Raw genomic sequence first — 23153 nt, 5'->3', positions numbered from 1 at the left:
TTCGAGTCCTTTTCGGCGCCTTCCTTCGAGCCTTCCGCTTCATCGTCTTCCGTCAAGCCTTCCGCCGAGTCTTCTTCCGCGCCCCGGACCGGTCGAACCGAGCCGATCCGGATCGACGACGACCGGTCGGACCCGGCCGCGGGGGCCGATCGGGGCGGGAACGGCGAGCCCGGGCCGGGTGTGCTCCAGCTGATCGCGGGCGAGCTGTTGCTCACCTTCGGTGGGGTGGACGGCACCGACGTCGGGCCGATGCCCGGCGGGGCCCGGCAGCCGCGCCCGTCCAGGCTGCCCGGTTCGGTGCCCACGAGCGATCTGCCGCCGCTGGGTCGCGGCGTCGAGATCGCCGAGCTGACCGGCCTGTTGCAGCGCGGCACCTCGGTCCGGATCGGTGGACCGTCGTCGAGCGGGCGGAGCACCCTGCTGCGTCACCTCGCCGCGCTCGATCCCGCGGGAGCGCCGGACGGGGTGGTCCTGCTCGACGGGCGGCGTCGGGGCCTGGACGACCTGTTGCAGCAGTTGCACGACGCGTGCTTCGCCGGCCCGGCGTACCGGCCCACCCGCGAGCAGCTGGTCGGGATGCTGGCCGATGTGGCCGCGCTCGTGGTCGTGGACGATCTGGAGCTGGGCCAGGACGACGTGGTCGAACTCCTGCGGATGGCACCCGAATGCGCGTTCCTGGTGGCGGGTCCGGAGGTGGTCGACCCGATCGTGCGCCGGGATTCGCCGCTGCACGAGATCACCCTGGGCGGTCTTCCCCAGGAGGCGTCCTTCGACCTGCTGCGGCGTATCGCCGGGCGTGAACTCGACGACGAGGAACTCGCCTGGGCCTCCGCGCTGTGGTTCCAGGTCGGGGGCCATCCGGGGCGGTTCGTCCAGGCCGGCGCCTTGCTCGCGCGGCGCGAGCGCGGGCGGTCCGGCTACGGGCTGCTCGACGACGGCGCGGCGGACGGCTCGGGCGAGTTGCCCTCGCCGGGCGAGCCGCGGCAGTTCGTACCGCGCCTGGTGCCGCTGGTGTCCGCGTCGGCGCAGCAGGTGCTGCGGCTGGCCTCCGCCCTGGACGGCGAACTCCCGGACCCGGTACACCTGCCGGCCCTGACCGGCGCGGTGGACGCGGTGGGTGCCGCGGACGAGCTGGTCGAAGCAGGGCTGGCGGCATGCGAGTTCGGCCGGTATCGGCTCACCGGGGGCACCGCCGAGGCGGTCGCCGCGATCGTGCGCGGACCGTCCTCGTGGGCGGTCGCGGCGATCCAGCACTTCACCTGGTGGGTCTCGCACCCCTCGGTCACCCCCGCCGAGGTCGCCCGCGAGGCGGACACGATCCTGGCGTGTCTACGCGAGTCCGAGCGGTTGGGCAAGGCCGGTTCGGCGCGCGCGCTGGCCCGGGCCTCGGCGCCCGCGTTCGGCGCCTCGGCCCGCTGGGACACGTGGGGCGAGGTACTCGACCTGGGCCTGTCCTCGGCGCGCGACGCGGGCGCCTCGGCGGCGTCCGATCACGCCTGGTTCCGGCACGAGTTGGCCGTCCTGGCGCTGTGCACGGGCGATGCACAGGGTGCGCGCGAGGAGGCGGCCGCGGCCACCCGGATGCGCGACGTCGGCTCGGACAAGCGTGGACTCGCGGCGGATCGCCGGGTGTTGGCGCTGGCCGGCGGCGACCGGGCGGCGGTCGCGGCGTCCGCGGAGGGCGGAGCCGGCGCGTCGCGCGGCGGGATCGGCCGGCGCGGCGTGCTGATGACGGCGGGCGCGGCGGTGGTCCTGGTGGTCACCCTGGCCGCGGTGGTCGCGATGGGCTCGGACTCGCCGGACAAGGACGATCATCGCAGGCCGGTGGGCTCCACCGGCTCGGCGGCCTTCGACCCGAACACCCCCAACCGAGGCGCCGAGGTCGACCCCAAGGTCGACCGGGACAAGCCGGCTCCCCCGACCGGCAGCCACAAACCGGGCTCGACCGGTGCGACGGCCACGACCACCACGACGACGCGGGAGACGACCTCGGCCACCACGTCGGCGCCGGCGAACTCGCCACGATCGTCCAGCCCGGCCAACTCGCCGTCCCGGGGCAGCACTTCCGCGCCGGCAACATCGACGTCGGCACCACCGCCGACGAGTGCGCCGCCGGCCACTTCGGCCCCACCCCAGTCACCGGCGGGCACCGACGCCTCATGAGGTGGTCGGCCGCCGGTCGTCGTCGGACCCCGCACTCGGGACCCGGCGACGACCGGATCAACAGGTTCGGCGGACGACCGGATCAGAACAGCTTCAGCTTGTCGTCCTCGGTGCCGCGCAGCGCGTTGTAGTCCAGGGTCACGCAGGTGATGCCCCGGTCCACCGCCAGCACGCGGGCCTGGGGCTTGATCTCCTGCGCGGCGAAGACGCCCTTGACCGGGGCGATCAGGGTGTCCCGGTTGAGCAGTTCCAGGTAGCGGGTGAGTTGCTCGACGCCGTCGATCTCGCCGCGGCGCTTGATCTCGACCGCGACGGTGGTGCCGTCCGCGTCCCGGCACAGGATGTCCACCGGGCCGATCGGTGTCGGGTACTCGCGGCGGATCAGCGTCCAGCCGGCGCCGAGTGCGTCGAGCCGGTCGGCCAGCAGTTCCTGAAGGTGTGCCTCCACGCCGTCCTTGACCAGGCCGGGGTCGACACCCAGTTCGTGCGAGGTGTCGTGCAGCACTTCCTCGATCGTGATGATCAGCTTCTCGCCGGCCTTGTTGATCACCGTCCACACGCCGTCCCCCTCCTTGAGGGTGCACGGCGGACTCATCCAGTTCAGCGGCTTGTACGCGCGGTCGTCGGCGTGCACGGACACGCTTCCGTCCCGCTTGACGAGGATGAGCCTGGGGGCGGACGGCAGGTGGGCGGTGAGTCGCCCGACGTAGTCCACGGAGCAACGGGCGATGACGAGACGCATGCCCCGACGCTACCGCCTCCGAAGCACCTCCCTCGGCCACCCCCGAGGCGCGGGCACGACTCGTGTGACGCACCTCATCACTCACCCTCGACCGACGCGAAACCGAGCGGGACGTCGCGAACGCACTCCGGGGCACGCCCGAACCGGTGCAGGCCGTGGCCACCGCGCCGGAGGGGCCGCGCGGCGGGTTCGCCGACCGTTCGCTATGGAGCAACGTGTGCCCGATGTCCTACGGTGAGTCAGGAGACGGTGCGGGTCGGGCGGATGGGCGTTCGGGCGCGTCGTGATCGAGGCATGGGCGCCACCTGCCACGTACGAGACACGACCCGAACCGCCGGGCGAACTTGCGTACGCCCGGCCGGAAGGAGCACCGATGTCGCTCGATGTGCCTGCGAAGCTGTTGGAACAGGCCGAACGCGGTGACGTGGACGAGGCCGAGTTCGTCGACTGTGTGCGTACCTCGCTGCCCTACGCCTGGAATCTCGTCTCCTCGCTGGTGACGCAGCTCCAGGTGGACGGCGGGCCGTTCGCGGACAACCAGGTGCCGCCCGGCACCGAGACGGAGCGCGGGCAACTGCTGCGCGCGTTGGCCTCGGATGCGATTCGCGGCTCGATGGAACGGCATTTCGGGGTCAAGCTGGCGTTCCAGAACTGCCACCGCGTGGCGGTCTTCCCGGTCGAGGGCCTGGACGCGGACCGGTACGCCAAGTTCACCTCGATTCGAGGCCAACTGCTCAACCAGTCGCCGACGCTGCGCGACTGCTGACACCGCGGCGGAACCCTTCGGCGGCGCGGGCGGGCCTCGGCGGCGTGCCCGCGCCTCCGCATCCAGGCGCCTCCGCATCCAGGCGGCTTCGCCGTCCGCCGGCGACCCCGAGACGCCGCACCGGACACCGGGCACCCGACACCGGCCCTGGGCCCCGGACACCCGCCGCCGGGCCGCCCGGCACCGGCCGCCCGGCACCCCCGGTTCCGCGCCCGCACGCCCGCACTTCTACCTCCCCTCCGACGCGAGGAGCAGTCCATGGGCATCACCCAGCCGTTGCACCGATGGGCCCAACAGACACCGGAGCGCACGGCGGTGCTCGACGGCGACGTGGGCACCACGTTCCACGAGCTGCGCGAGCGGGTGGCCAGGCTCGGCGGCGCGCTGCGCGGGTTGGGTGTCGCGCCCGACGATCGGGTCGCGATCCTGGGCCTGAACTCGTTCCGCTACCTGGAGTGTCTGAGCGCGATTCCGTGGGCCGGCGGCGTGCTGAACCCGGTGAACATCCGCTGGAGCGCGGCCGAGATCGCCTTCTCGCTGGACGACTCGCAGACCCGCGTCCTGATCGTCGACGACGCGTTCGCCGGTCTGGTACCCACGCTGCGCGCCGCCTCGTCGAGCGTGCGCGAGATCGTGCACATGGGCAACGCGCCCACCGGGCCCGGAACGCACGACTACGAGGCGCTGCTCGCCGCGGCCGAGCCGATCCCGGACGCGAACCGCGGTGGCGACGACCTCGCCGGAATCTTCTACACCGGCGGGACCACCGGATTCCCCAAGGGCGTGATGCTCTCGCACGACAACCTGCTCGCCTCCGCGATGGGCGGCCTGGTCGCCACCGCCGCCTACCGGCTCGCGCCCAATGCCCGCGTCCTGCACGCGGCCCCGCTGTTCCACATCGCCGGGTTCGGGGTGTCGCTGATGACCTCGATCGTCGGCATACCGCAGGTGGTGCTGCCGTTCTTCGACCCCGAACAGGTCGCCGCGACCATCGAGCACGAATGCGTCACCGAGGTCTTCCTTGCCCCGACGATGCTGCAAATGGTGCTGGAGCACCCGGATTTCGCCCGGTACGACCTTTCCTCGCTGCGACTGCTCACCTACGGCGCGTCGCCGATCACCGCCACGCTGCTCGACCGGGTGCTCAAGGCGCTGCCCGGTACGGCTCTGATCCAGGCTTACGGCCAGACCGAACTCTCGCCACTGGCGACGCTGTTGGCGCCGCAGGACCACCTGGACGCGGACCCGGTGAAGCTGCGCTCGGCGGGCCGGCCCTGCTACCACGCGGACGTACGGATCGTCGGCCCGGACGAGCGGGAACTCGCGCGCGGCGAGGTCGGCGAGATCGTCTCGCGCGGGGACCACGTGATGCTGGGGTATTGGAACCGGCCGGAGGAGAGCGCACAGGCGCTGCGCGGCGGCTGGATGCATACCGGTGACCTGGGCTTCATGGACGCCGAGGGCTACATCACCGTGGTGGACCGGCTCAAGGACATGATCGTCACGGGCGCGGAGAACGTGTACAGCGCCGAGGTCGAGAACGCGGTGAACGCACACCCGGACGTCGCCGGCTGCGCCGTGATCGGCCTGCCCGACCCCACCTGGGGCGAACGTGTACACGCCGTCGTGGTGCTGCATCCGGGCCGCGAACTGACGGCCGATCTGCTCCGGGTCCATGTGAAGACGTTGATCGCCGGCTACAAGGCGCCCAGGAGCGTCGAGTTCGTCGACGCGCTGCCGCTGACCGCGGCCGGCAAGGTGCAGAAGTCCGTGCTGCGAGAGAGGACGAGCCGGCGGTGACCACGACCATGGAGACCTTCGCATCCTTCGACCCGGCCACCGGCAAGGAGTTGGCCCGCTACCCGATCCACGACGCCGGGCACGTGCGCGCGGCGGTGGATCGGGCCCGGGTCGGCGGCGCCTGGTGGGCCGGCCTCCCGCCCGTCGAGCGGCGCCGCCGAATGCGCGCCTGGGCGGCCGAAATCGTGCGAAGCCGGCACGCGTTGGGGGCGCTGATCCACGACGAGACCGGCAAACCGCACGACGACGCGTTCCTGGAGTTGTTGTTGGGCCTGGAGCACATCGCCTGGGCCTCGGCGCACGCCGCGCGGGTGTTGCGCCGTCGCCGAGTGCCCGCCGGCCTGGCGATGGCCAACCACGCGGCGTACCTGGAGTACCGGCCGTTCGGTGTGGTCGGCGTGATCGGACCGTGGAACTACCCGGTGTTCACTCCACTGGGCTCGATCGCCTACGCGCTCGCGGCGGGCAACGCGGTGTTGTTCAAGCCGAGCGAATTCACCCCGGGCGTGGGCGTGTTCCTGGCCGACGCGTTCGCCCGGGCCAATCCGGACGCGATGGCGGGCGTGTTCGAGGTGGTCACCGGCGACGGCTCGACGGGGGCCGCACTGTGCGGGGCCGGCGTGGACAAGCCGGCCTTCACCGGCTCGGCTGCCACCGGCAGCAAAGTGATGGCCGCGTGCGCGCTCACCCTCACACCCGTGTTGATGGAGTGCGGCGGCAAGGACGCGCTGATCGTCGGCGCGGGCGCGAACGTCAAGGAAGCCGCCGACGCCACCCTGTGGGGCGCGCGCTCCAACGCCGGGCAGACCTGCGTGGGGATCGAGCGGGTCTTCGTCCAGCGCTCGATCAAGGCCGAGTTCCTGGACGAACTCCGTGCTGGAATCGCGGACTTGGTGCCACCCGATGAACCGGGCGGCGCGTACGGGCCGATGACCATGCCGGTCCGGGTCGAGGTGGTGCGTCGGCACATCGACGAGGCGATCGCCGGCGGCGCGACGGCGGTGGTGGGTGGGGTCGGCGCGGTACGACCGCCGTACATCGACCCGGTCGTGCTCGTGGACGCGCCGGACGACAGCGGCGTGGCCCGCGAGGAGACGTTCGGCCCGGTGATCTCGGTACGCACGGTCGAGGACCTGGACGAGGCGGTGCGGTTGGCCAACGGCACTGGCTATGGCCTGGGCGCGGCGGTGTTCGCCCGGACCGGCCGGCTGGGTGTGGAGATCGCTCGGCGACTGCGAACCGGGATGGTGTCGGTGGACGCGGTGATCGCCTTCGCGAGCATTCCGGCGCTGCCGTTCGGCGGGGTCGGCGGGAGCGGCTTCGGGCGGATCCACGGCGCGGACGGGCTGCGCGAATTCGCCCGCCCGCAATCGATCACCCGACGGCTGTTCAAGACGCCGATGGAGCCCGCGTCGTTCACCCGCACGCGGGGCACCATGAAGCTGCTCGACCGCTACGTCTCGCTGCGCTTCGGGCGACGGACCTGAGGGGCCGGCGGCCCCGAGAGCGAACCCGGCGAACCCGGGCCAGGCGACCGCGCCGACGGGTCCGGACGGCCCCGATCGGCCCGCCCGGACCCGGGTTCACCCGGGCGAGGCGGCGGGGCCGTTGCGCCGGACACGCTCCACCGGGTTCGTCCGGCCCGTCGTACCCGACCGGTGTTCCCCACGCCGACTCGAACGCACTCTCGACAAACCCGCGCCCAGCGGGCACGATCGCGGCTTATGACGTTGACCCGGGGCATCGTGACGTACGCGGCCATCGTGACCTTGTGCGCCGAGGTGGTGGCGGCGGTCGTCTGTTGTGGCGTGGTCGCGCCGATGCTGGTCCTGCGCGTCTCGCGGGACCGGGAGGTGGACAGTCGGCCGTTGGTGAGCGCCCTGGGCATCGCCTTCTTCGCCCTGCTCGGCCTGGTGATCGTGATCTGGTCGGTGTGGGCGGTGCGCAACCTGCGCGATCGGCTGCACGCCGGCTCGTCCGCCCGGGTCGGCGTGATCGGCGCGGCCGCTCTGCATGTCGCGGCCTCGGCGGTCGCGCTGCTCGTCCCGCTCGTGCTCGCGGTGACCCTGCCGGCCCTGGCGCTGCTGCTCACCGCGACGCTGGTGACCCGCCCCCGGCGTCCGGCCGGTCGGCGGATGGCCACGGGTCGGGACGCGGCGCCTACCGTCGCCGGGTGATCCGCCGCTGCCCGCGGCTGTTCCAGCACGGGCGATGCCAGTGCCGGCGCTCCTCGACCCGCCCGTCCGCGGACCACGCGACCAGGTGCGGCACGCCCGGCGGGATCTCGTGGTCGCACCCGGGACAGCGATAGGTCTTGGTCGCCGCCTGACCGCTGATCGGTCGCACCAGCCATTCCCCGTCGGCCCCCGACTCGCGCTCCTCGAAGCCGAGGCTGGGGTCGCGGGGTTCGTCCCGGTCCACGGTCCGGGAGCGGCTGGTGGGCTTGTTACGACGCGGCACACCAAAAAGGGTACGGGTGCACGCGGTGCGCACGCCCGTACCCCTCTCGTACCACCCACCTTCGACGGACTCGCGTCCGCCGACTCCCGGCCGACCCGCGTCGGCCCGGTACCGCTCTACCGCTTCGCGTAGTCCCGGAAGCCGCGACCGGTCTTGCGGCCGAGGTAGCCCGCCGTGACCAGGTGCTCCAGCAGCGGCACCGGCGACCAGCCCGGCTCGCGGAACTCGGCGAAGAGCACCTTCTGGATGGCCAGCGAGACGTCCAGCCCGACCACGTCGAGCAGTTCGAACGGGCCCATCGGGTAACCGGCACCCAGCTTGATCGCGGTGTCGATGTCCTCGGCCGTCGCGTAGTTGGCCTGGAGCATGCGCGCCGCGTCGTTCAGGTACGGGAACAACAGCGCGTTGACGATGAAGCCCGCGCGGTCGCCGCAGTCCACCGCGTGCTTGCGGGTCCGCCGACAGACCTCGTGGATGGTGGCCACCACATCGTCCGAGGTGGCCACCGTACGAACGACCTCGACCAGCTTCATCACCGGCGCCGGGTTGAAGAAGTGCATGCCGACCACGTCACCGGGCCGCGAGGTGGCCACCGCGCAGTCGATCACCGGCAGCGAGGAGGTGGTGGTGGCCAGCACCGCGCCGGGCTTGCAGATCTCGTCGAAGTTCTCGAACAGGGCCTGCTTGACCGACAGTTCCTCGACAACGGCCTCCACGACCAGGTCCGCGAAGGCCAGGTCGTCGAGCCGGGTCGAGCCGACCACCCGGGCCAGCGCGTCCGCCTTGGCCTCCTCGGTCAGCCGGCCACGCTGGATCTGCTTGTCCAGCGAGCGGACCAGCGCCGCGCGCACCCGCTCGACCTTCTCCTCGCTGCGCGCGACGTAGACCACGTCGTAGCCGGACTTGGCGAACACCTCGACGATGCCCGTGGCCATCGTCCCGGTGCCCACCACGCCCACCGCGCGCACGTCGCGCGGCGTGCCGGCGACGGCCGCGGACCCGCCGGCCTCGGCCACCACGACCGGCGAACCGGCCTGTTCGTAGGTGTAGAAGCCGCGACCACTCTTGCGCCCGAGCAGGCCCGCGGTACGCATCTGCTTGAGGATCGGCGCGGGTGCGTGCAGGCGATCGCGCGACTGGCGATACATCTGCTCCAGGATCTCGTACGCGGTGTCGATCCCGACCAGGTCGAGCACCGCGAGCGGCCCCATCGGCAGACCGCAGCCGAAGCGCATCGCCGCGTCGATGTCCTCGCGGGTGGCGTACTTCTGCTCGTACATCGACGCCGCGTGGTTGAGGTACGCGAACAGCAGCCCGTTGGCGATGAACCCGGCCCGGTCACCGGCCACCACCGGCGACTTGCCCAGCCGCTCGGCGAGCGCGACCACATCGGCGAGCACCTCGGGTTCGGTGACCACCGTGCGGACCACCTCGACCAGCTTCATCACCGGCGCGGGGTTGAAGAAGTGCAGTCCCACCACGCGCGAGGAGCGCGTGGTGGACACCGACAGCTCGGTGACCGACAGTGAGGAGGTGTTGGTGGCCAGGATGGTCTCCGGCCCACAGATCTTGTCGAGCTGGGCGAAAAGCTCCTGCTTCTGCTCCAGCTGCTCCGGTATCGCCTCCAGGACGAGGTCCGCTGCGGCGACCGAGCTCAGGTCGGTGCCGAGGGTGATGCGATCGAAGATGTCTCGCTGCTGGTCCTCGGTCAGCTTCCCGCGCGCCGCGGCGCGGGCGGTCGACTCGGCGATCCGGGCCCGGCCACGCGCGATGGCCTCGTCGGAGACGTCCACGCCCACGACGGTGATTCCCGCCCGGGCCAGGACCTCGACGATGCCGGCGCCCATGGTGCCCAGGCCGACCACGCCGACCGTGCTGATGTCACGGGTCATCTGCTGTGCTCCTCGCTGCTGAAATGGCGTCTCCCCAGCGGGAGTACGCCTTGGTTACTGCGAAGTAGTACCGCGGGGTCCCAGGAGTATGGCAGCCCCTGTCGGACAGGCACAGGTCGGTGGGATGTGCCGTTCGCCTCGGTCCGTCCCGAATATGTGTTCGGGTATGTGTTCGAGCATTCGCCTCGGCGGTCGCGCGATGGCGCCGCCTTGTCGATAGCCGCTCGTTCGGGTGGAAAACCATCAGCGGTGAAGGATTACCTCTGAGGTCGTTCGAGCGTTGTGTTGTCTGTGGGCGCCCCGCCCCACGTCCCGCTCCGCCGCCGTCGGCCCGATCCGGCCGCAGGGCCGACGGGGACACGACGAGGAGGACGCGATGAAGTTGGGCATCTTCCTGCTGGCGGCACAGTTCGACGCGGGCGATCACGGTGAGGTGCTCACCGCTGCCATGGACGCGGGAATCGCCGCGGAGGAGGCCGGGTTCGACGAGGCGTGGATCGCCGAACACCATTTCGTGCCGTATGGGTTGTGCCCGTCGGCGGTCACCTTCGCCTCCATGCTACTGGGGCGTACGCACCGAATCGGGGTGGGGACGGCCATCAGCGTGCTGTCCGATCAACACCCGGTCGCTCTCGGTGAGCAGACGGCCCTGCTGGACCAACTCTCCGGAGGCCGATTCACCCTGGGCGTCGGGCGCGGCGGGCCATGGGTGGATCTGGAGGTCTTCGGCACCGGTCTGCGTCGATACGACGACGCCTTCCCCGAATCGCTGGATCTGCTGATGCGCTGGCTCACCCACCAGCGGGTGGGCGCGGAGGGCGAACACTTCGCGTTCCGCAAGGTGCCCGTGGTGCCACGCCCGCGCACCTACCCGCACCCGCCGGTGATCCTGGCCTGCACCTCGCGCGAGAGCGCCTCACTGGCCGCCCGACACGGGCTGCCGATGCTGCTGGGTATGCACGCCGACGACGCCGAGAAGGCCGCGATGGTCCGCACCTACGAATGCGCCGCGTCCGCGTGCGGCCGCGACCCCAAGGCGGTCGAGCACGCCGCCGCGAGCGTGGCCTACGTCGCGGACACCCGCCGTGAGGCTACCGACACCCTGCGGAGCGCGATGCCGCGGTGGCTGCGCCGGGGCCTGTCCGCGCACGTGACCGTGGACGACCGCCAACGCCACATGCGCGACCCCGACGAGTACACCGACTTCCTGTGTCGCATTCACCCGGTCGGCTCACCGACCGACTGCGTCCGCCGCCTCTCCCGCACCACCGAGCGCACGGGCATCACCCGCTTCCTCCTGTTCGCCGAGGGCGCGGGCGTGCCATCGATGACCCTGGAGAACGTGACCCGACTGGGCAAGGAAGTGCTCCCGGCGCTGGCGCGCTGAGCTCTGGCTCCAAGCCGGGTTCGCGGCTCCGACGGGAGCGGGCGACAGCGCTCCCGCCCCGCATGTCGCGGCTTCGCCCGCCCGAGGCTAGGGAGTCCGCCCGGCACTGGGCCCCGCCGAGACGTCACCCTCCCATTCGGGCAGCCGCTCCAGACACGGGCTGGAAATCATGATCATGATTTCCTCCGATGGAGTGGTCGTTTCCAGAGCGATGGAAAAGCCGTCGGCGGAGTTCATTGCACGCAATCTACCGGCGCCTCCGCTCGCACTCGTGTCGGTGGCGAAGTCTCGGATCTTGAAACCCATGCCCTCAATGACGGTCCGAGCCCGAAGGTACGTTGCCACCTGCTCCTGCGGGGACACGACGACGTTCTGGACGTGCTTCATCCAGAAGTGATGTTGCGTGGAATCCTTTCCTTCCATGACGTTTCCGCATGGAGAAGCACTGGACGACGGTTTGCGCTCCACTTTAGGAGCTCCGATGCCTTCGACGATTCGCCTTCCGTATTCCTCGGCGACCGATTTGGCCCGCTCTTCCGACATCTTGGGGATTTTTACATCATTTTCTTTCACTGAACCTCCACATGCCGAAATCGAGCCCAACAACAGAATCACCACCGAAAGCGCAGTGAACTTGGCGAGGAAGCGGTGACCAGTCACGAGGTGTGCCCTATTGAAGTTGTGGCCGTTTGGATTGATTTGGGTCATTGTATGCGCCGATCACGACTTTGGTCTGATTGATGAGGCTTTCACTCCCGGGATTCCAGTACGCACTGTGGCCGTGTGCGTCCCCGCGCATGATGTTGGCGCCGAAAGCCGTGTCCGTCGGTGTGACTCGATCGCCGGGGCCTCCCCTCAGGATGTCGAAGACGCTGCGGCCGCCCGGTTTCTGGTCGGTGCCGTGCGATACCTTCCCGCCGTCGACCACGGCCGTGTCCACCGACGCACCCGTTGCGCGCTCGGCCCACACGTGGGCTGGATCCATGTGCAAGTCCTGAGCCCGCTTGACGTGCATCCCGGGGCTGCCCAGGGAAACGATGTCGTCGACGGCCAACCCGTTTCCGGCTTTTGCCGCATCGCCGACCAATGCTGTCCCGTAACTGTGACCGACCACCGTCAGGTGCTGATCATTCCCCTGGGCGCGCACCCCGTTGACGAAGGAGTCCAACCGCGGCGCCCCCTCCCGAGAGCGATCCCACCCGGCCATGCTTCCGCCTTGTTCGGGAGCGTCGTAGTCGAGCCAGAAGATCGACGCCAAATCGCTGTGCCCACCCGGTGTCAGGGTGTCTGCGGTCTCCTGAATGGCATTTATTCGATTGATTCCACCCTCGAGAGTGTCCACAACGGTCGAGTCGGTACCGGGAACTGAGATGGAGACATGCTTTGCTTTGTCGGGATCGCCGACGGACATGATTACCTGGCCGTCGAGGAATTTGTCACCGAACTTGAGTAGCAGTAATTCCCGACCGGTCGGACGAGCGTAGCCGGCGACCAATTGCTTCTTGATCTCCGTGAGGTTCTCCCATTCGCGTTTGTCATGATTGGGAGATTTGCCGCCGGCCAGTGCCGGTGACAGCTCGGTCAAGCGTTGGTCCAGAGCCGTGCGATTTGCCTTGTCGCGGACGGCTGCCGGCAGGCCGTCCGTACTTCCCAGCTGTTTTGGATAAGCGGCCAAATACATGGCCCGCTGCTCATCGGATAGCCCATTCCACCAGCCCGCCGTCTGCGCGGGATCAAGTTTCGGAACGGGCCCGACGCCGTACAGGCCGGCTACACGCTGGGTGTCTTCGGTGCTGTTCTGCCAGGAATCCAGCCGAGTCTCCGCGACGTCGCCCGGCAGCAATGTGGCCATGACCGCAGCGAATTTCGAGTCGGCTTCATTCGCCTGGCGCAGGAGTGTATTGAACCGGGCAACATAGCCGTCGATTGCGCTTTGCTGTTTTGCCGAATCTGCCGGACTGAGGTTACCGGGTTCCCCGGTCACCGCCGCCTGCACGGTGTATCCGCCGGGGTTCTCGATCACTCGGAGTCCTGCGGCTTCGGCCTCCTGGATCGCCGATCGGAAAGTGGTTTGAATCGCGGGGAGTTCGGTCGCCGCGCGATCGGTTGCAGTGCTGATGGTTTGGGCCTGACTCGCCGAGATGGCGATCTGCCGAACCGTCTGCTCGAGTTCCTGGTCCGCGGTCCCGGCCGCCTGCCCCTTCCATCCGGCCGTCTCGACTCCGTCGTTGACCCCGGTTCTGAAGGCATTCTCCAGCTCGGTCAGCTTGGCGGCTGTTGTCTTCCACATACGGGCGGATTCTCGCCAGCTTTCGAAGTTCGCGCCTCTGAGCTCTGCGAAAGTGACCACGGCTATGACCCCGGCGTAAAGTTGGTGGCAACGTTGGATTCGGTCCCGGCGTATTTCGTCCGAGTTCGGTAGATTTTATCGGCCGCCGCTTGCGCCAGATCCGCGAGATGGGCGATCGCGCCGCCCCACTCACGACTGAGTTCGCCCAGTTGGAAGCCGGTCATGAAACCCGGAGTTCCCGGGGGCGGGCCGTGATTTATATCCGCGCCGAGACTCCTGAGCTCCTGGGTCACCGAGACCGCCCTGGAGGCCGCCGGAGCCAACTCTTCGATTTTGACCTGAAAGGAACCCGACGGCGCCGACAGGGTGGCATGTGAGGATGTGGCCGGCGGAATTATGTTGCTTTTGGGAGGGCCGCTCGTCGGGTCGGTGCGAAAATATTCGGGCGACATGATTCGATTTATATTTGTATCTTCTATTTCCTGTTCGGGCATTCTTGTACTCTCCTGCGAATCCTTGCGGAATTGTGGGTGAATCCGACAATCCATGAGAAAGATGCTTCATGTGCGCGGCTCGGTCGAGTGCCGGACGGCGTCGAACGGACCGGCGCGAAACACGCTATGGATCGGTTGGTGGGCAGCACAAGCCGATCCGGGGCAACGGCAGGAGCCCGATGGCGGTCCGGAATCAAGGGTTCCGATATGCGCCCAACGATTTGCTGGCAAATTGTGCGGAATTATGGATTCCACGCTGCCCGGCGTCGGCGAAAGCCGGGTTCTGAGGGGTCCTCGCGTGATCCGGTCCGGTGGTGGGCAGCCGCAATCCCGGCAGGCCCCGGTACAACGGCGGGATTGTGGGGTCGAGGGACGTTGGTGACGGGACGTTCGGTGACTGTGGTGGCTCCTACCGCCGGCGCAGGTCGTGTCGGATGGTTCGTTGGTTGCGGGCTTCGGTCAGGGCTGTGCGGAGGACGGCTGCTCTGTTGACGCCCGGGTGGGTCAGGGTGCGGGCGAGGAGGGTGGCGAGGGCTGTGGGGGTGAGGAGTTGGGAGGGCCTTCGGATCCTCGAGTAGACGTCGAGGAGGGGGCGGGAGCCTTCGGGGCGGGCGGCCATGGAGCGCATCAGGGTTTCTTCGAGAGCGGTGACCGCGGTGGAGCGGGCCAGGGTGTTGGTCCAGTGGTAGGTCTCGCGGCATTCGTGGTCCCGGCGGTGTTCCCAGGATGCGGTTGCGGCGTCGAGGCGTTCCGGGTTGCCGAGTACCGGGGCGGCCGCCTCGCCGAGGAGGCGGCCGAAGCGGAGGGCGTCTCGGATGCCCTGGGCGGTGACCGGGTCCTTGAAGTGGCCGGCGTCGCCGGCGGGGGCCCAGCCGGGGCCGGTGGAGTGGCGGAAGTAGGACGGTAGGTCGGTGGCCTGCACGATCCTGGTCGCGCGGGTGCAGCCGGCGATGCGGGCGGCCAGGCCGGGCATCAGGGTGACGGTGCGGTCGTACTCGCCCTCCGGGTCCAGGCGAAACGCGTCGGCGCGCTCTCGGGGCGGCATCAACAGGACCAGGGTCAGGCCGCCGTCGCACGGGAAGGCGGTGCCCAACTCCCGGTCCGTGCGCCACATCGCGGCGGGGCCGCATCCGCCGGGTTGCTTCGGCCTCGAGCGCCGGCCGGGCCGAGTGGCCTCGAGCGCCGGCCCGGCCATTTGCTGCCGGGCGGGGTTCGGACGGGTCAGTCCGCGTAGTAGTCGCTCATCAGTTCCGTTGACCACGTCGGCTGGTGGAGGTTGCCCTGGGGGCCGAACTCGCGCAGGTAGGGCTTGAGGTCGAGGATCGGGGTGCCGTCGATCGCGTCCAGGCCGCGGACGTGGATGTTCAGGCCGGCTACTCGTTCCAGGGAGCACCTTGATACCGCCAGGCGGTTCGGGCGGTTTTTGGCGCGTTGGGCGAAGATGCCGACCTCGGGCCGGTTCGGGTTGCCGCGCGGGCGCCGGGCGCCGGTTTCGATGGCCGCGTTGGGTACGCGGTGGAAGTGGTAGACCACCTCCAGATGGGAGAAGTCGGCCAGGCCGGTCAGCGCGTCCGGGGTGAAGCGCTCGGCGTCCAAGTGGATCACCGAGGGCACGTTCCCCCAGTGGTCGTCCACGAGTTCCACGCGCGGGCAGGACACGCGCCCGATCGCACGCAGGGTGATTTCCGCCGCCGGCTCCGGCTGCTCCATGGTGCCCGTCCGTCCTACGGCGTCAGGTCCAGTGCGTGCACGACCAGTTCGGCCAGCGCGTTCACCGCGCTTTCCCGGACCCGCGCGTCGCATTCGGTCATCGGGGTGCGGGGGCTGATCGACAGGGCGTCGCGCAGGTCCTCCTCGGGATAGCGCGGTGCGTCGTCGAAGAGGTTGACGGCGACCACGAACGGGATGCCGGAGCGCTCGAAGTAGTCCACCGCCGGGAAGCTGTCCTCCAGCCGCCGGGTGTCCACCAGGACGATCGCGCCCACGGCGCCGCGCACCAGGTCGTCCCACATGAACCAGAAGCGGTTCTGCCCCGGGGTGCCGAACAGGTACAGGACCAGGTCGGATTCCAGGCTGATCCGGCCGAAGTCCATCGCGACCGTGGTGGTGCGCTTCTCCGGCAGGCCGGACAGGTCGTCGACGTCCTCGCTCAGCACCGTCATGACCGATTCGGTGGTCAGCGGCGGGATCTCCGAGACGGCCGCCACCAGCGTGGTCTTGCCGACCCCGAAGCCGCCCGCGACGACGATCTTCGTCGAGGTGATCGGCGGGCCCTCGCCGATCCGTCGACCGCCGGCGCCGGCGGCGGGCAGCGGGATGGCCGGGACCTCGTCGCCGAGTCCGGCGAGTCCGCCGAGATCAAATCTTGCGTAGTCCACCGAGCACCCTCTCCAGCAGCGCGCGATCGGGTCGGCCGGCCTCGTGCTCGGCCTGGTACACGCTGATTCGGCCCTGCGAGGCCAGGTCGCTGATCAGTACCCGCACCACGCCGAGCGGCATGTGCAGGATCGCGGCCACCTCGGCCACCGACCGAACCCCGCGGCACAGGTGCACGATCCGGGCGACCTCCGGCATGTCGCCGGTCTCGTCCTGCGGGCAGTCCAGCGTGGTGACCAGGGTCTCCACGAGCAGCACGTGGCCGTACCGGGTGCGGCCCCGGGTCAGCGTGTAAGGGCGCACACGCGAGGTACGACCGCCCGTGTCGGGCCGGGTCGCGTACCCCCGCTCTGCGTCGAAGTCGGAATAACCGCCGTCAGGAGCCAACGCGACCACCTCCACGGTCCTGGTGCATCTGTGCGCGCAGGGCCGGCGTCAGGACGTGGCCGGCGCGCCGTACGAACGAGGTCATCTGGTACGCGATCACGCCCAGGTCGGCGGATCCGCCCGCGTGTACGCCCAGGCAGGAGCCGTCGCTGATGGACATCGCCACGACGTAGCCCTCGGCCATCGTGACGATCTCCTGGCGGACCGCGCCCATGTCGAGCACCCGCGAGGTGCCCTCGGCCAGGGCGACCAGGCCGCTGACGATCGCGCCGAGCTGTTCCTCCGCGTCCGCCGCGGCGGCGGCCGCGTCCGGTCCGCGTGCGCTGGCCAGCATCAGGCCGTCGGAGGAGACCAGGACGACCTCGCGGACCCCCGGGACATCCCCGGCGAGGCCGGCCACCAGCCAGTCGACGTCGCGTGCCGTGGTGCCATTCGACCCGGTCACCGGTCTCCACCTCCTGTCTCCTCCCGCGCGGGCGGCGGGAAGGTGGGCTCTTCGTCGGACGGCGCGACCGGGTCGGTCGCCTCGCCCTCCCGGCGGGCCGCCTCCAGACCTTCCTGGAAACCGGTCAGCCGCTTGCGCAGTTCGGCGGCGGAGAGCGTGCCGGTGTCCCGGGACGTGTCCGCAGCGGGTACGACGCGCATCGCACCGCTGTTGTCGCCCGCCACGAGGCGCTTGGGCAGCCCGCGCCGGGTGCGGCCGACCGCGGAGACGGCGGGCCCCGTGCCGTCCCCGCCGGCGGCCGGGTGCGGCTTCGCGGGGGCGACCGGCTGCGGCTTCGGGGTCGCGGCACGCCGGGCGGGCGGCGCGACCACGGCGGCCGGTGCGGCGGCGGACGGCTCGACCGGTGCGGCCGCCCGCGGGGTGCTCGGCCGTGGCCCGTCGGCGGCTTCCACCGCTGCGGCGGCCTCGCCCGCTTCGGCGCCCGCGAACAGTGCGCCGGGGGCGACCAGCTTCGCCGCCGCCTCCTCGGGGGCCGGCGCGGGGTTGGCCGCCGGCATGCGCTTGGGCAGCCCCTTGGGCGTCCGGGCGGGCGGCTCGGCGTCCTCGCGCGGCACCACCGGACCGCGCGGCCCGGCGGACTCGGCCCGGGTGGGCGGCTCGGCCTCGACGGCGGGCCTCGAATCGGCGCCGGCCGGCCGGGCCGCCGGCAGCGCCATTCGGGCCGCGCCGGGCGGGATGGCCCGCGCGCCGGGGGCCACGCCCGGGATGGCCATCCGGTCCCGCTCGCGCTCCTGCTCCCGATCACGCTCGGCGGAGAACTCGGCCGGCGAGGGGCCCGAGCCGCCGAACGCCGTCGCGGGGATCACCACGACCGCGCTCAACCCGCCCTGCGGGCGCGGGCGCAGCTGCACCCGGATGCCGTGTCGGCGAGCCAGTCGGCCGACCACGAACACGCCCAGGCCGCCACCGCCGCCCGCCGCCTCCTCCTCGGTGCTGTCCCGTTCGATCTGCGAGTTCAACTCGGTGAGCCGGTCCGCCGGTACGCCGATCCCGTTGTCGTCCACCGACAACACGACCTCGCCGTTCTCCAGCGTCCAGCCGCCGATCTCCACTCGGGACTCGGGCGCCGAGTAGGCCGCGGCGTTCTCCAGGAGTTCGGCGAGGAGGTGGCCGACGTCGTCGGCGGCGCGGCCGAGTACGTCGGCGCGCGGCACGTGGCCGACGTCGATCCGCTCGTAGCGCTCGATCTCGGAGACACCGGCGCGGACCACGTCCAGCAGCGGGATCGGTGGGCGCCGGCCGCGTCGCTCGTCCGCGTCCGCGAGCACGAGCAGGTTCTCGCTGTTGCGGCGCATCCGGGTGGCGAGGTGGTCGAGCCGGAACAGGTCCTGGAGCCGCTGGGGTTCGTCCTCGCCGTGTTCGAGCTTCTCGATCAGGTCCAGCTGTCGCTCGACCAGGGTCAGCGTGCGCATCGACAGGTTCACGAACACGTCGTGCACCCGGCCGCGCATCAGGGTTTCCTCGTCGGCGAGCGCGGCGCGTCCGCGCAACAACTCGTCGTGTTCCGCCTCCAGGCGGGCGCGTTCGGCCTCCAGCCGGGCGCTCTCCGCGGCCTGACGCACGGTCAGCTCACGTAGTCGGGCGATCCGCCGCTCGGAGACCCGGTGCCGCAGCCATGCGGCGATCGAGGACAGCGCGACGGCGGTGGTGAGCAGCGTGCCGGCGAGTACCGACTCCCAGACGGTGTCCGAATCGCCCAGCAGGACGACGGCGGTCGCGATCCCCGCCAACGCGAAGACGGCCGCCGCGGAACCGAGCCCCGCGGCCACTCCGCTCCCCGAGCGTCGGCTCTGGTGAACGGGAGCGGGAACGCGCACAGGTGCCGCGTCCGCTGCGTTGGGTGTTCCTGGATCCCCCTGCCCATACATGAGACGTGAGCATATCGTCGGACCATCTTTCGATGTGCCTTCGGCGGCTGTGCGAGTCGCCCCCAAAACGGCCGAAAGGCCCCGCCCGACGACTGTCGAGCGAGACCTTTTCGGGATACGGACCAACATTTTTGACGAACGGTCAGGCAACCGCCCGGATGGGTGATCGGGCGCACCGCCGGACCGACCGGGTCACACGTCGCGCGAACGCATCCGGATTCCACCGGCGATCAGCGCGATCGCCGCGTACGCGGCGATCAACAACAGCGAGGGCCACGGACCCGGGCCGCTGTCGTCACCACCGCCACCGATCAGCTTGCCGAGCGCGAACATCGGCGAGTACTCCATGACCTTCTCGCCGACCGAGTGCGGCAGGAACGGGCCGATGATCATCGGCAGCAGGATCACGCCCATCAGCGCGGTGATCGCACCCGCCGAGTGCCGCAGCAACACGCCCAGGCCGAGCCCGAACAGACCGATCACGGCCAGGTAGAGCGAGCCGCCCACGACGCTGCGAAACAGGTCGACGTCGGCACTGGACTCGCCGATCCGCGAGGTCAGCATCGACTTGCCGATCACCGCGGTCAGGCCCATGGTGACCACGCCGACGCCGAACATCAGGCCCGCGAAGACCACGCCCTTGGCGACCAACACCTGGAGCCGACGCGGGTACGCGGTGAGCGTGGTGCGGATCATGCCCGTCGTGTACTCGGCGGAGATGGTCAGCACGCCCAGCGTCGCGGCGGCGAGCTGGGCGATGATCACGCCGATCAGCGCGATGCTCACGTAGTCGTCGTCGGTGTCCGGCTTGACCGTGCCGGCGAGCAGCACACCCAGACCCAGGATCAGCAGCACCATCACGGCCAGCGTCCACATGGTCGAGCGGACCGTACGGATCTTGGTCCACTCGGACAGCAGTACTCGACCGAAGCCCGCGTTGCCGCCGCCGACCTGGCCGCCGAGCTGCATCTGCTGCACCGGCGGGTACGGCGCCTGCTGAGCGGGCGGCGCGAACTGCGCGCCCGGCTGCTGAAACGCCTGCTGCGGGGGAGCCATCCGCGCGGACGCCATCGGGTGCGGTTGGTTCTGCACGTGCGGTTGGTTCTGCGGCATGGGGGGCGGAGTGTTCTGTGCCATCGCTCAGCCCTCGCTTCCGTTGGACTGCGGCTTGGACAGGGTCGGGGCGCCGGCGCCCGGGGCTCCGGCGGGGGGTCCCCACGGCGCGCCGGGCGCGCCCTGCGGCGGGAGGCCGGGCGGCGGGCCGGCGAACTGCGGACCACCCTGCTGCGGGTAACCGGGCGGCGGTGCCATCCCGGGCGGACCCCATCCGGGCGGCGGGCCGCCCGGCAGCCCGGCGCGGTACTCCACGCTGTGCTGGGTCATCCGCATGTAGACCTCTTCGAGCGAGTCGAAGCGCGGCGAGAGCTCGTGCAGCGCGATGCCGTGCTCGGCGGCGAGGTCGCCGATCGTCGCCGGCGGCAGTTCGTGCACGCGGAACGCGCCCGGCACCGCCTGGTCCGGGGTGATCGTCGCGCCCTTGCCCTGGAGCAGCGTGTTGAGCTTGTCCACCTGGGGCGAGCGCACCACCGTGAACGACTGCGAGTTCGTCTCGATGAAGTCGCGCATCGAGGTGTCGGCGATCATCCGCCCCTGACCGATCACGATCAGGTGGTCGGCGGTCACCTCCATCTCGCTCATCAGGTGGCTGGAGACGAAGACGGTGCGACCCTCGGAAGCGAGCTGCTTCATCAGGTTGCGGATCCACAGGATGCCCTCGGGGTCGAGCCCGTTGACCGGCTCGTCGAACATCAGGATGCCGGGGTCGCCCAGCAGTGCGGACGCTATGCCCAGCCGCTGGCCCATGCCGAGCGAGAAGCCTCCCGCCCGCTTCTTGGCGACCTGGGTCAGGCCGACCATCGCGAGCACCTCGTCCACCCGGCGGTTGGGGATGCCGTTGCTCTGCGCGAGGCACAGCAGGTGGTTGTACGCGGTCCGGCCGCCGTGCATCGCCTTGGCGTCCAGCAGCGCGCCCATCTCCCGCAGCGGGGCCTGGACGTGGTCGTACGGGCGGCCGTTGACCGTGACGTTGCCGCCGGTCGGTGCGTCCAACCCGAGGATCATCCGCATGGTGGTCGATTTACCGGCGCCGTTGGGGCCGAGGAAGCCGGTCACCGAGCCCGGACGCACCTGGAAGGAAAGCTGATCAACCGCCAGCTTGTTTCCGTAGCGTTTGGTGAGCCCTCTCGCTTCGATCATCTGTTGCCGCACTCCCAGGATGGTTTCGGTGCATGAGCTGGTTGAGGATCCGAGCTTAGGCCCGAAACGCGGCTGTCGACGGCCGCCGCACGGCGGGCCCCGGTCCGATCACAGGTTCGAGGGGGAGTTCCGTGAATCATCCTGTGGGATGATTGACAACTCAGGCTTGATTCTGGCGAGGTGTGACCACTTCGCGCAGTATGAGCAGTACGGCGGCCGCGATCGGAATCGCGAGCAATGCCCCCGTCACGCCGAGCAGCGCGCCACCGACCAGAGCCGCGATCACCGTGATCGCCGGTGGCACGTTCACCGCGCGGTTCATCACCCGCGGATAGATCAGGTAGTTCTCGAACTGCTGGTAGGCCAGGAAGAAGATCACGCAGGTGAGCGCCTTGCCGGGGGAGTCGAAGAAGACCACGACCGACACCACCGCGGCGCCGACGGTGGCGCCGATCATCGGGATCAGGTCGGTGAACGCGATCACCAGGGCCAGCGGCAGCGCGTAGTCGTTGCCCAGGATCATCAGGAAGATGAACGAGGACAGACCCGCGCATGTGGCCACGATCAGCGCGCCGTTCACGTAGCCGCCGATCCCGGACAGGATCTCGTCGCCGAGCAGCCGCACCCGTGCCCGCCGCGACTTCGGGAACAGGTTGTACAGGTGGTTCTTGATGCTGGGCAGCGCCCCCAGGAAGTACAGCGTCAACACGATCACGGTGAGCGTGTCGAACAGCGAGGTCAGCACCATCTTGCCGAAGCCCCACAGGCCGCCCGCCACGTTCTGCGCGGTGTTGGCGTCGGCGGCCCAGTCCTTGGCCCGGGTGACTATGTCGTACTTCTCGTCGAGCTTTCGGAACCTCTCGTTGTTGCGCAACTCGGTGAGGCTGTCCGGGATGGAGTTGATCAGGCTCGACGTCTGCTCGACCAGCGGCTGCGCGATCGCGGTGACGAAACCGGCGGTCACCACCAGGAAGCCGAGGGCGACCGTGCACACGGCCCAGCGTCGGGCCATGCCCCGGCGTTCGAGCCGTTCCACGAACGGGTTCAGGCCCGCGGCCAGGAAGAACGAGATCAGGATGATGATCAGGACGTGCTGGATGCCCAGCACGGCCTGAGCCAGGAACCACGCGGTGATCAGCCCGAGTCCGCCGATGAAGCCGACGTAGAACGGCGACGAACGGCGCAGCGGTTGACCGGGATCGCCGAACCGCGAGCCGACACCGGTCCACGGGCGGACCGGGGCCTGGGTCGGGACCTGGTCCTGCGTCGGGGGCGAAGCCGGGGTCGAGCCCGGGGCCTTGCCGTCGGCCTGCGCCGGGACGCCCGAGCCCGTGCCCGCGGCGGCGTCCGCGGCACCGACCACGTCCGGCCGCGGCGTCGCGTCGGTCGCCTCGGGATCGGCCGGGCCCACCCGGGCGGGCACCGGCACCGGCACGGGTGCCGGATCGGCCGAAGTCCCCGGAGCGGTGGCCTGCTTGCCCGGCACCGTCGGGTCGACATCGACCGGGTCCGCGGGCGCGCCTGCCCCGTCCGACGCCGTGCCCGACGCCGTGTCCGCATCCGAGGCGGTGCCGCTGCCGGTGGGCGCCCCCGATCTGCGGCGCGGCCAGATGCTGCCCAGTCGACCCATGCCCCGTTGCTCCTCGTTCACCTGCTCGGGTCCGACGCGGCACGCTGCGAGTCCTGCCGACGCACCCCGAGACCGCGTCATGAAAATGCGGCCGGGCGGCGGGCGGGTCCTCGTGGAACCCGTCCGCCGCCCGGCCG

General features: G+C 70.3%; 21 protein-coding genes. 6 read left to right on the top strand and 15 right to left on the bottom strand.

Annotated elements, in window-relative coordinates; all coding sequences use genetic code 11:
• Nucleotides 1–180: 180 nt before the first annotated feature.
• A complete protein-coding gene (locus A3IC_RS0138780) occupies nt 181–2163 on the top strand; it encodes a hypothetical protein (RefSeq protein WP_158696278.1) in 1983 nt (660 codons plus the stop codon).
• Nucleotides 2164–2245: 82 nt separating this feature from the next.
• Here A3IC_RS0138780 and nucS read toward each other — a convergent pair whose 3' ends face one another.
• Nucleotides 2246–2905, bottom strand: coding sequence for an endonuclease NucS (nucS, locus tag A3IC_RS0138775; RefSeq protein WP_020555456.1), 660 nt, complete (start codon nt 2903–2905; stop codon nt 2246–2248).
• A 373-nt stretch (nt 2906–3278) separates the two neighbouring features.
• On the opposite strand from nucS, the gene A3IC_RS0138770 reads away from it, so the two are divergent.
• The 4 genes from A3IC_RS0138770 (at nt 3279) to A3IC_RS0138755 (ending at nt 7648) form a co-directional block, all read left to right on the top strand.
• Nucleotides 3279–3671: an SCO5389 family protein gene (locus A3IC_RS0138770; RefSeq protein WP_020555455.1), complete on the top strand. Its 393-nt coding sequence runs from the start codon at nt 3279–3281 to the stop codon at nt 3669–3671.
• Nucleotides 3672–3929: 258 nt separating this feature from the next.
• Nucleotides 3930–5471 carry a long-chain-fatty-acid--CoA ligase gene (locus tag A3IC_RS0138765; RefSeq protein ID WP_020555454.1) on the top strand — a complete coding sequence of 514 codons (1542 nt, stop codon included), beginning with the start codon at nt 3930–3932 and terminating at the stop codon, nt 5469–5471.
• A complete protein-coding gene (locus tag A3IC_RS0138760) occupies nt 5468–6958 on the top strand; it encodes an aldehyde dehydrogenase family protein (RefSeq protein WP_020555453.1) in 1491 nt (496 codons plus the stop codon). Before A3IC_RS0138765 ends, A3IC_RS0138760 begins: the two co-directional genes overlap by 4 nt.
• 237 nt (nt 6959–7195) lie before the next feature.
• Entirely contained in the window at nt 7196–7648 is a 453-nt protein-coding gene (locus A3IC_RS0138755) for a hypothetical protein (RefSeq protein ID WP_020555452.1), read from the top strand.
• Here the strand turns inward: A3IC_RS0138755 and A3IC_RS0138750 are convergent.
• Both A3IC_RS0138750 and A3IC_RS0138745 read right to left on the bottom strand, forming a co-directional pair.
• Entirely contained in the window at nt 7632–7931 is a 300-nt protein-coding gene (locus A3IC_RS0138750) for a hypothetical protein (RefSeq protein WP_026219239.1), read from the bottom strand. The two genes, A3IC_RS0138755 and A3IC_RS0138750, sit on opposite strands and share 17 nt — an antisense overlap.
• Nucleotides 7932–8047: 116 nt before the next feature.
• On the bottom strand, nt 8048–9823 hold the full coding sequence (locus A3IC_RS0138745) for a 3-hydroxyacyl-CoA dehydrogenase family protein (RefSeq protein ID WP_020555450.1): 1776 nt from the start codon (nt 9821–9823) through the stop codon (nt 8048–8050).
• 376 nt (nt 9824–10199) lie between these two features.
• On the opposite strand from A3IC_RS0138745, the gene A3IC_RS0138740 reads away from it, so the two are divergent.
• Complete coding sequence (locus tag A3IC_RS0138740; protein ID WP_026219238.1) at nt 10200–11210, top strand: LLM class flavin-dependent oxidoreductase; 1011 nt, start codon at nt 10200–10202, stop codon at nt 11208–11210.
• Between the two features lie 87 nt (nt 11211–11297).
• On the opposite strand, the gene A3IC_RS69175 is transcribed toward A3IC_RS0138740, so the two are convergent.
• The 12 genes from A3IC_RS69175 to A3IC_RS0138680 form a co-directional block, all read right to left on the bottom strand.
• Nucleotides 11298–11870, bottom strand: coding sequence for a hypothetical protein (locus tag A3IC_RS69175; protein ID WP_158696277.1), 573 nt, complete (start codon nt 11868–11870; stop codon nt 11298–11300).
• A gap of 10 nt (nt 11871–11880) precedes the next feature.
• Complete coding sequence (locus tag A3IC_RS0138730; protein ID WP_020555447.1) at nt 11881–13500, bottom strand: alpha/beta hydrolase; 1620 nt, start codon at nt 13498–13500, stop codon at nt 11881–11883.
• A gap of 62 nt (nt 13501–13562) precedes the next feature.
• Complete coding sequence (locus A3IC_RS69170) at nt 13563–13994, bottom strand: hypothetical protein (protein ID WP_158696276.1); 432 nt, start codon at nt 13992–13994, stop codon at nt 13563–13565.
• Nucleotides 13995–14403: 409 nt separating this feature from the next.
• The gene (locus A3IC_RS59030) at nt 14404–15108 is read right to left on the bottom strand and encodes an NAD(P)/FAD-dependent oxidoreductase (protein WP_052174009.1); all 705 of its coding nucleotides are present in this window, start codon (nt 15106–15108) and stop codon (nt 14404–14406) included.
• Between the two features lie 107 nt (nt 15109–15215).
• Complete coding sequence (locus A3IC_RS0138720) at nt 15216–15704, bottom strand: SAM-dependent methyltransferase (RefSeq protein ID WP_020555445.1); 489 nt, start codon at nt 15702–15704, stop codon at nt 15216–15218.
• 14 nt (nt 15705–15718) lie between these two features.
• Nucleotides 15719–16312, bottom strand: a complete 594-nt coding sequence (locus A3IC_RS0138715; protein ID WP_052174011.1) for a GTP-binding protein — start codon at nt 16310–16312, stop codon at nt 15719–15721.
• A gap of 40 nt (nt 16313–16352) precedes the next feature.
• Entirely contained in the window at nt 16353–16673 is a 321-nt protein-coding gene (locus A3IC_RS0138710; protein WP_052174010.1) for a DUF742 domain-containing protein, read from the bottom strand.
• Nucleotides 16674–16746: 73 nt separating this feature from the next.
• Nucleotides 16747–17202, bottom strand: a complete 456-nt coding sequence (locus A3IC_RS0138705; protein ID WP_020555442.1) for a roadblock/LC7 domain-containing protein — start codon at nt 17200–17202, stop codon at nt 16747–16749.
• A complete protein-coding gene (locus A3IC_RS59025; RefSeq protein WP_020555441.1) occupies nt 17199–19031 on the bottom strand; it encodes an ATP-binding protein in 1833 nt (610 codons plus the stop codon). Before A3IC_RS59025 ends, A3IC_RS0138705 begins: the two co-directional genes overlap by 4 nt.
• Before the next feature lie 291 nt (nt 19032–19322).
• Complete coding sequence (locus A3IC_RS59020) at nt 19323–20243, bottom strand: ABC transporter permease (protein ID WP_063744942.1); 921 nt, start codon at nt 20241–20243, stop codon at nt 19323–19325.
• 27 nt (nt 20244–20270) lie between these two features.
• The gene (locus A3IC_RS0138685) at nt 20271–21386 is read right to left on the bottom strand and encodes an ABC transporter ATP-binding protein (RefSeq protein WP_040877867.1); all 1116 of its coding nucleotides are present in this window, start codon (nt 21384–21386) and stop codon (nt 20271–20273) included.
• 160 nt (nt 21387–21546) lie between these two features.
• Nucleotides 21547–23016 carry an AI-2E family transporter gene (locus tag A3IC_RS0138680; protein ID WP_158696275.1) on the bottom strand — a complete coding sequence of 490 codons (1470 nt, stop codon included), beginning with the start codon at nt 23014–23016 and terminating at the stop codon, nt 21547–21549.
• Nucleotides 23017–23153 lie beyond the last annotated feature (137 nt).

The organism is Embleya scabrispora DSM 41855 (assembly GCF_000372745.1).
Classification (GTDB): domain Bacteria; phylum Actinomycetota; class Actinomycetes; order Streptomycetales; family Streptomycetaceae; genus Embleya; species Embleya scabrispora.
The sequence above is the reverse complement of the archived record's forward strand: the minus strand, read 5'-3'. Positions and strand labels throughout refer to the sequence as shown.

What these genes read in the sequence shown, in the direction of transcription:
- A3IC_RS59030 (WP_052174009.1), bottom strand. Translation starts at nt 15,108, where the DNA reads ATGTGGCGCACGGACCGGGAGTTGGGCACCGCCTTCCCGTGCGACGGC.
- A3IC_RS0138720 (WP_020555445.1), bottom strand. Translation starts at nt 15,704, where the DNA reads ATGGAGCAGCCGGAGCCGGCGGCGGAAATCACCCTGCGTGCGATCGGG.
- A3IC_RS0138680 (WP_158696275.1), bottom strand. Translation starts at nt 23,016, where the DNA reads ATGGGTCGACTGGGCAGCATCTGGCCGCGCCGCAGATCGGGGGCGCCC.
- A3IC_RS0138685 (WP_040877867.1), bottom strand. Translation starts at nt 21,386, where the DNA reads ATGATCGAAGCGAGAGGGCTCACCAAACGCTACGGAAACAAGCTGGCG.
- A3IC_RS0138745 (WP_020555450.1), bottom strand. Translation starts at nt 9,823, where the DNA reads ATGACCCGTGACATCAGCACGGTCGGCGTGGTCGGCCTGGGCACCATG.
- A3IC_RS0138730 (WP_020555447.1), bottom strand. Translation starts at nt 13,500, where the DNA reads ATGTGGAAGACAACAGCCGCCAAGCTGACCGAGCTGGAGAATGCCTTC.
- A3IC_RS0138755 (WP_020555452.1), top strand. Translation starts at nt 7,196, where the DNA reads ATGACGTTGACCCGGGGCATCGTGACGTACGCGGCCATCGTGACCTTG.
- nucS (WP_020555456.1), bottom strand. Translation starts at nt 2,905, where the DNA reads ATGCGTCTCGTCATCGCCCGTTGCTCCGTGGACTACGTCGGGCGACTC.
- A3IC_RS0138765 (WP_020555454.1), top strand. Translation starts at nt 3,930, where the DNA reads ATGGGCATCACCCAGCCGTTGCACCGATGGGCCCAACAGACACCGGAG.
- A3IC_RS69170 (WP_158696276.1), bottom strand. Translation starts at nt 13,994, where the DNA reads ATGCCCGAACAGGAAATAGAAGATACAAATATAAATCGAATCATGTCG.
- A3IC_RS0138740 (WP_026219238.1), top strand. Translation starts at nt 10,200, where the DNA reads ATGAAGTTGGGCATCTTCCTGCTGGCGGCACAGTTCGACGCGGGCGAT.
- A3IC_RS0138770 (WP_020555455.1), top strand. Translation starts at nt 3,279, where the DNA reads ATGTCGCTCGATGTGCCTGCGAAGCTGTTGGAACAGGCCGAACGCGGT.
- A3IC_RS59020 (WP_063744942.1), bottom strand. Translation starts at nt 20,243, where the DNA reads ATGCCGCAGAACCAACCGCACGTGCAGAACCAACCGCACCCGATGGCG.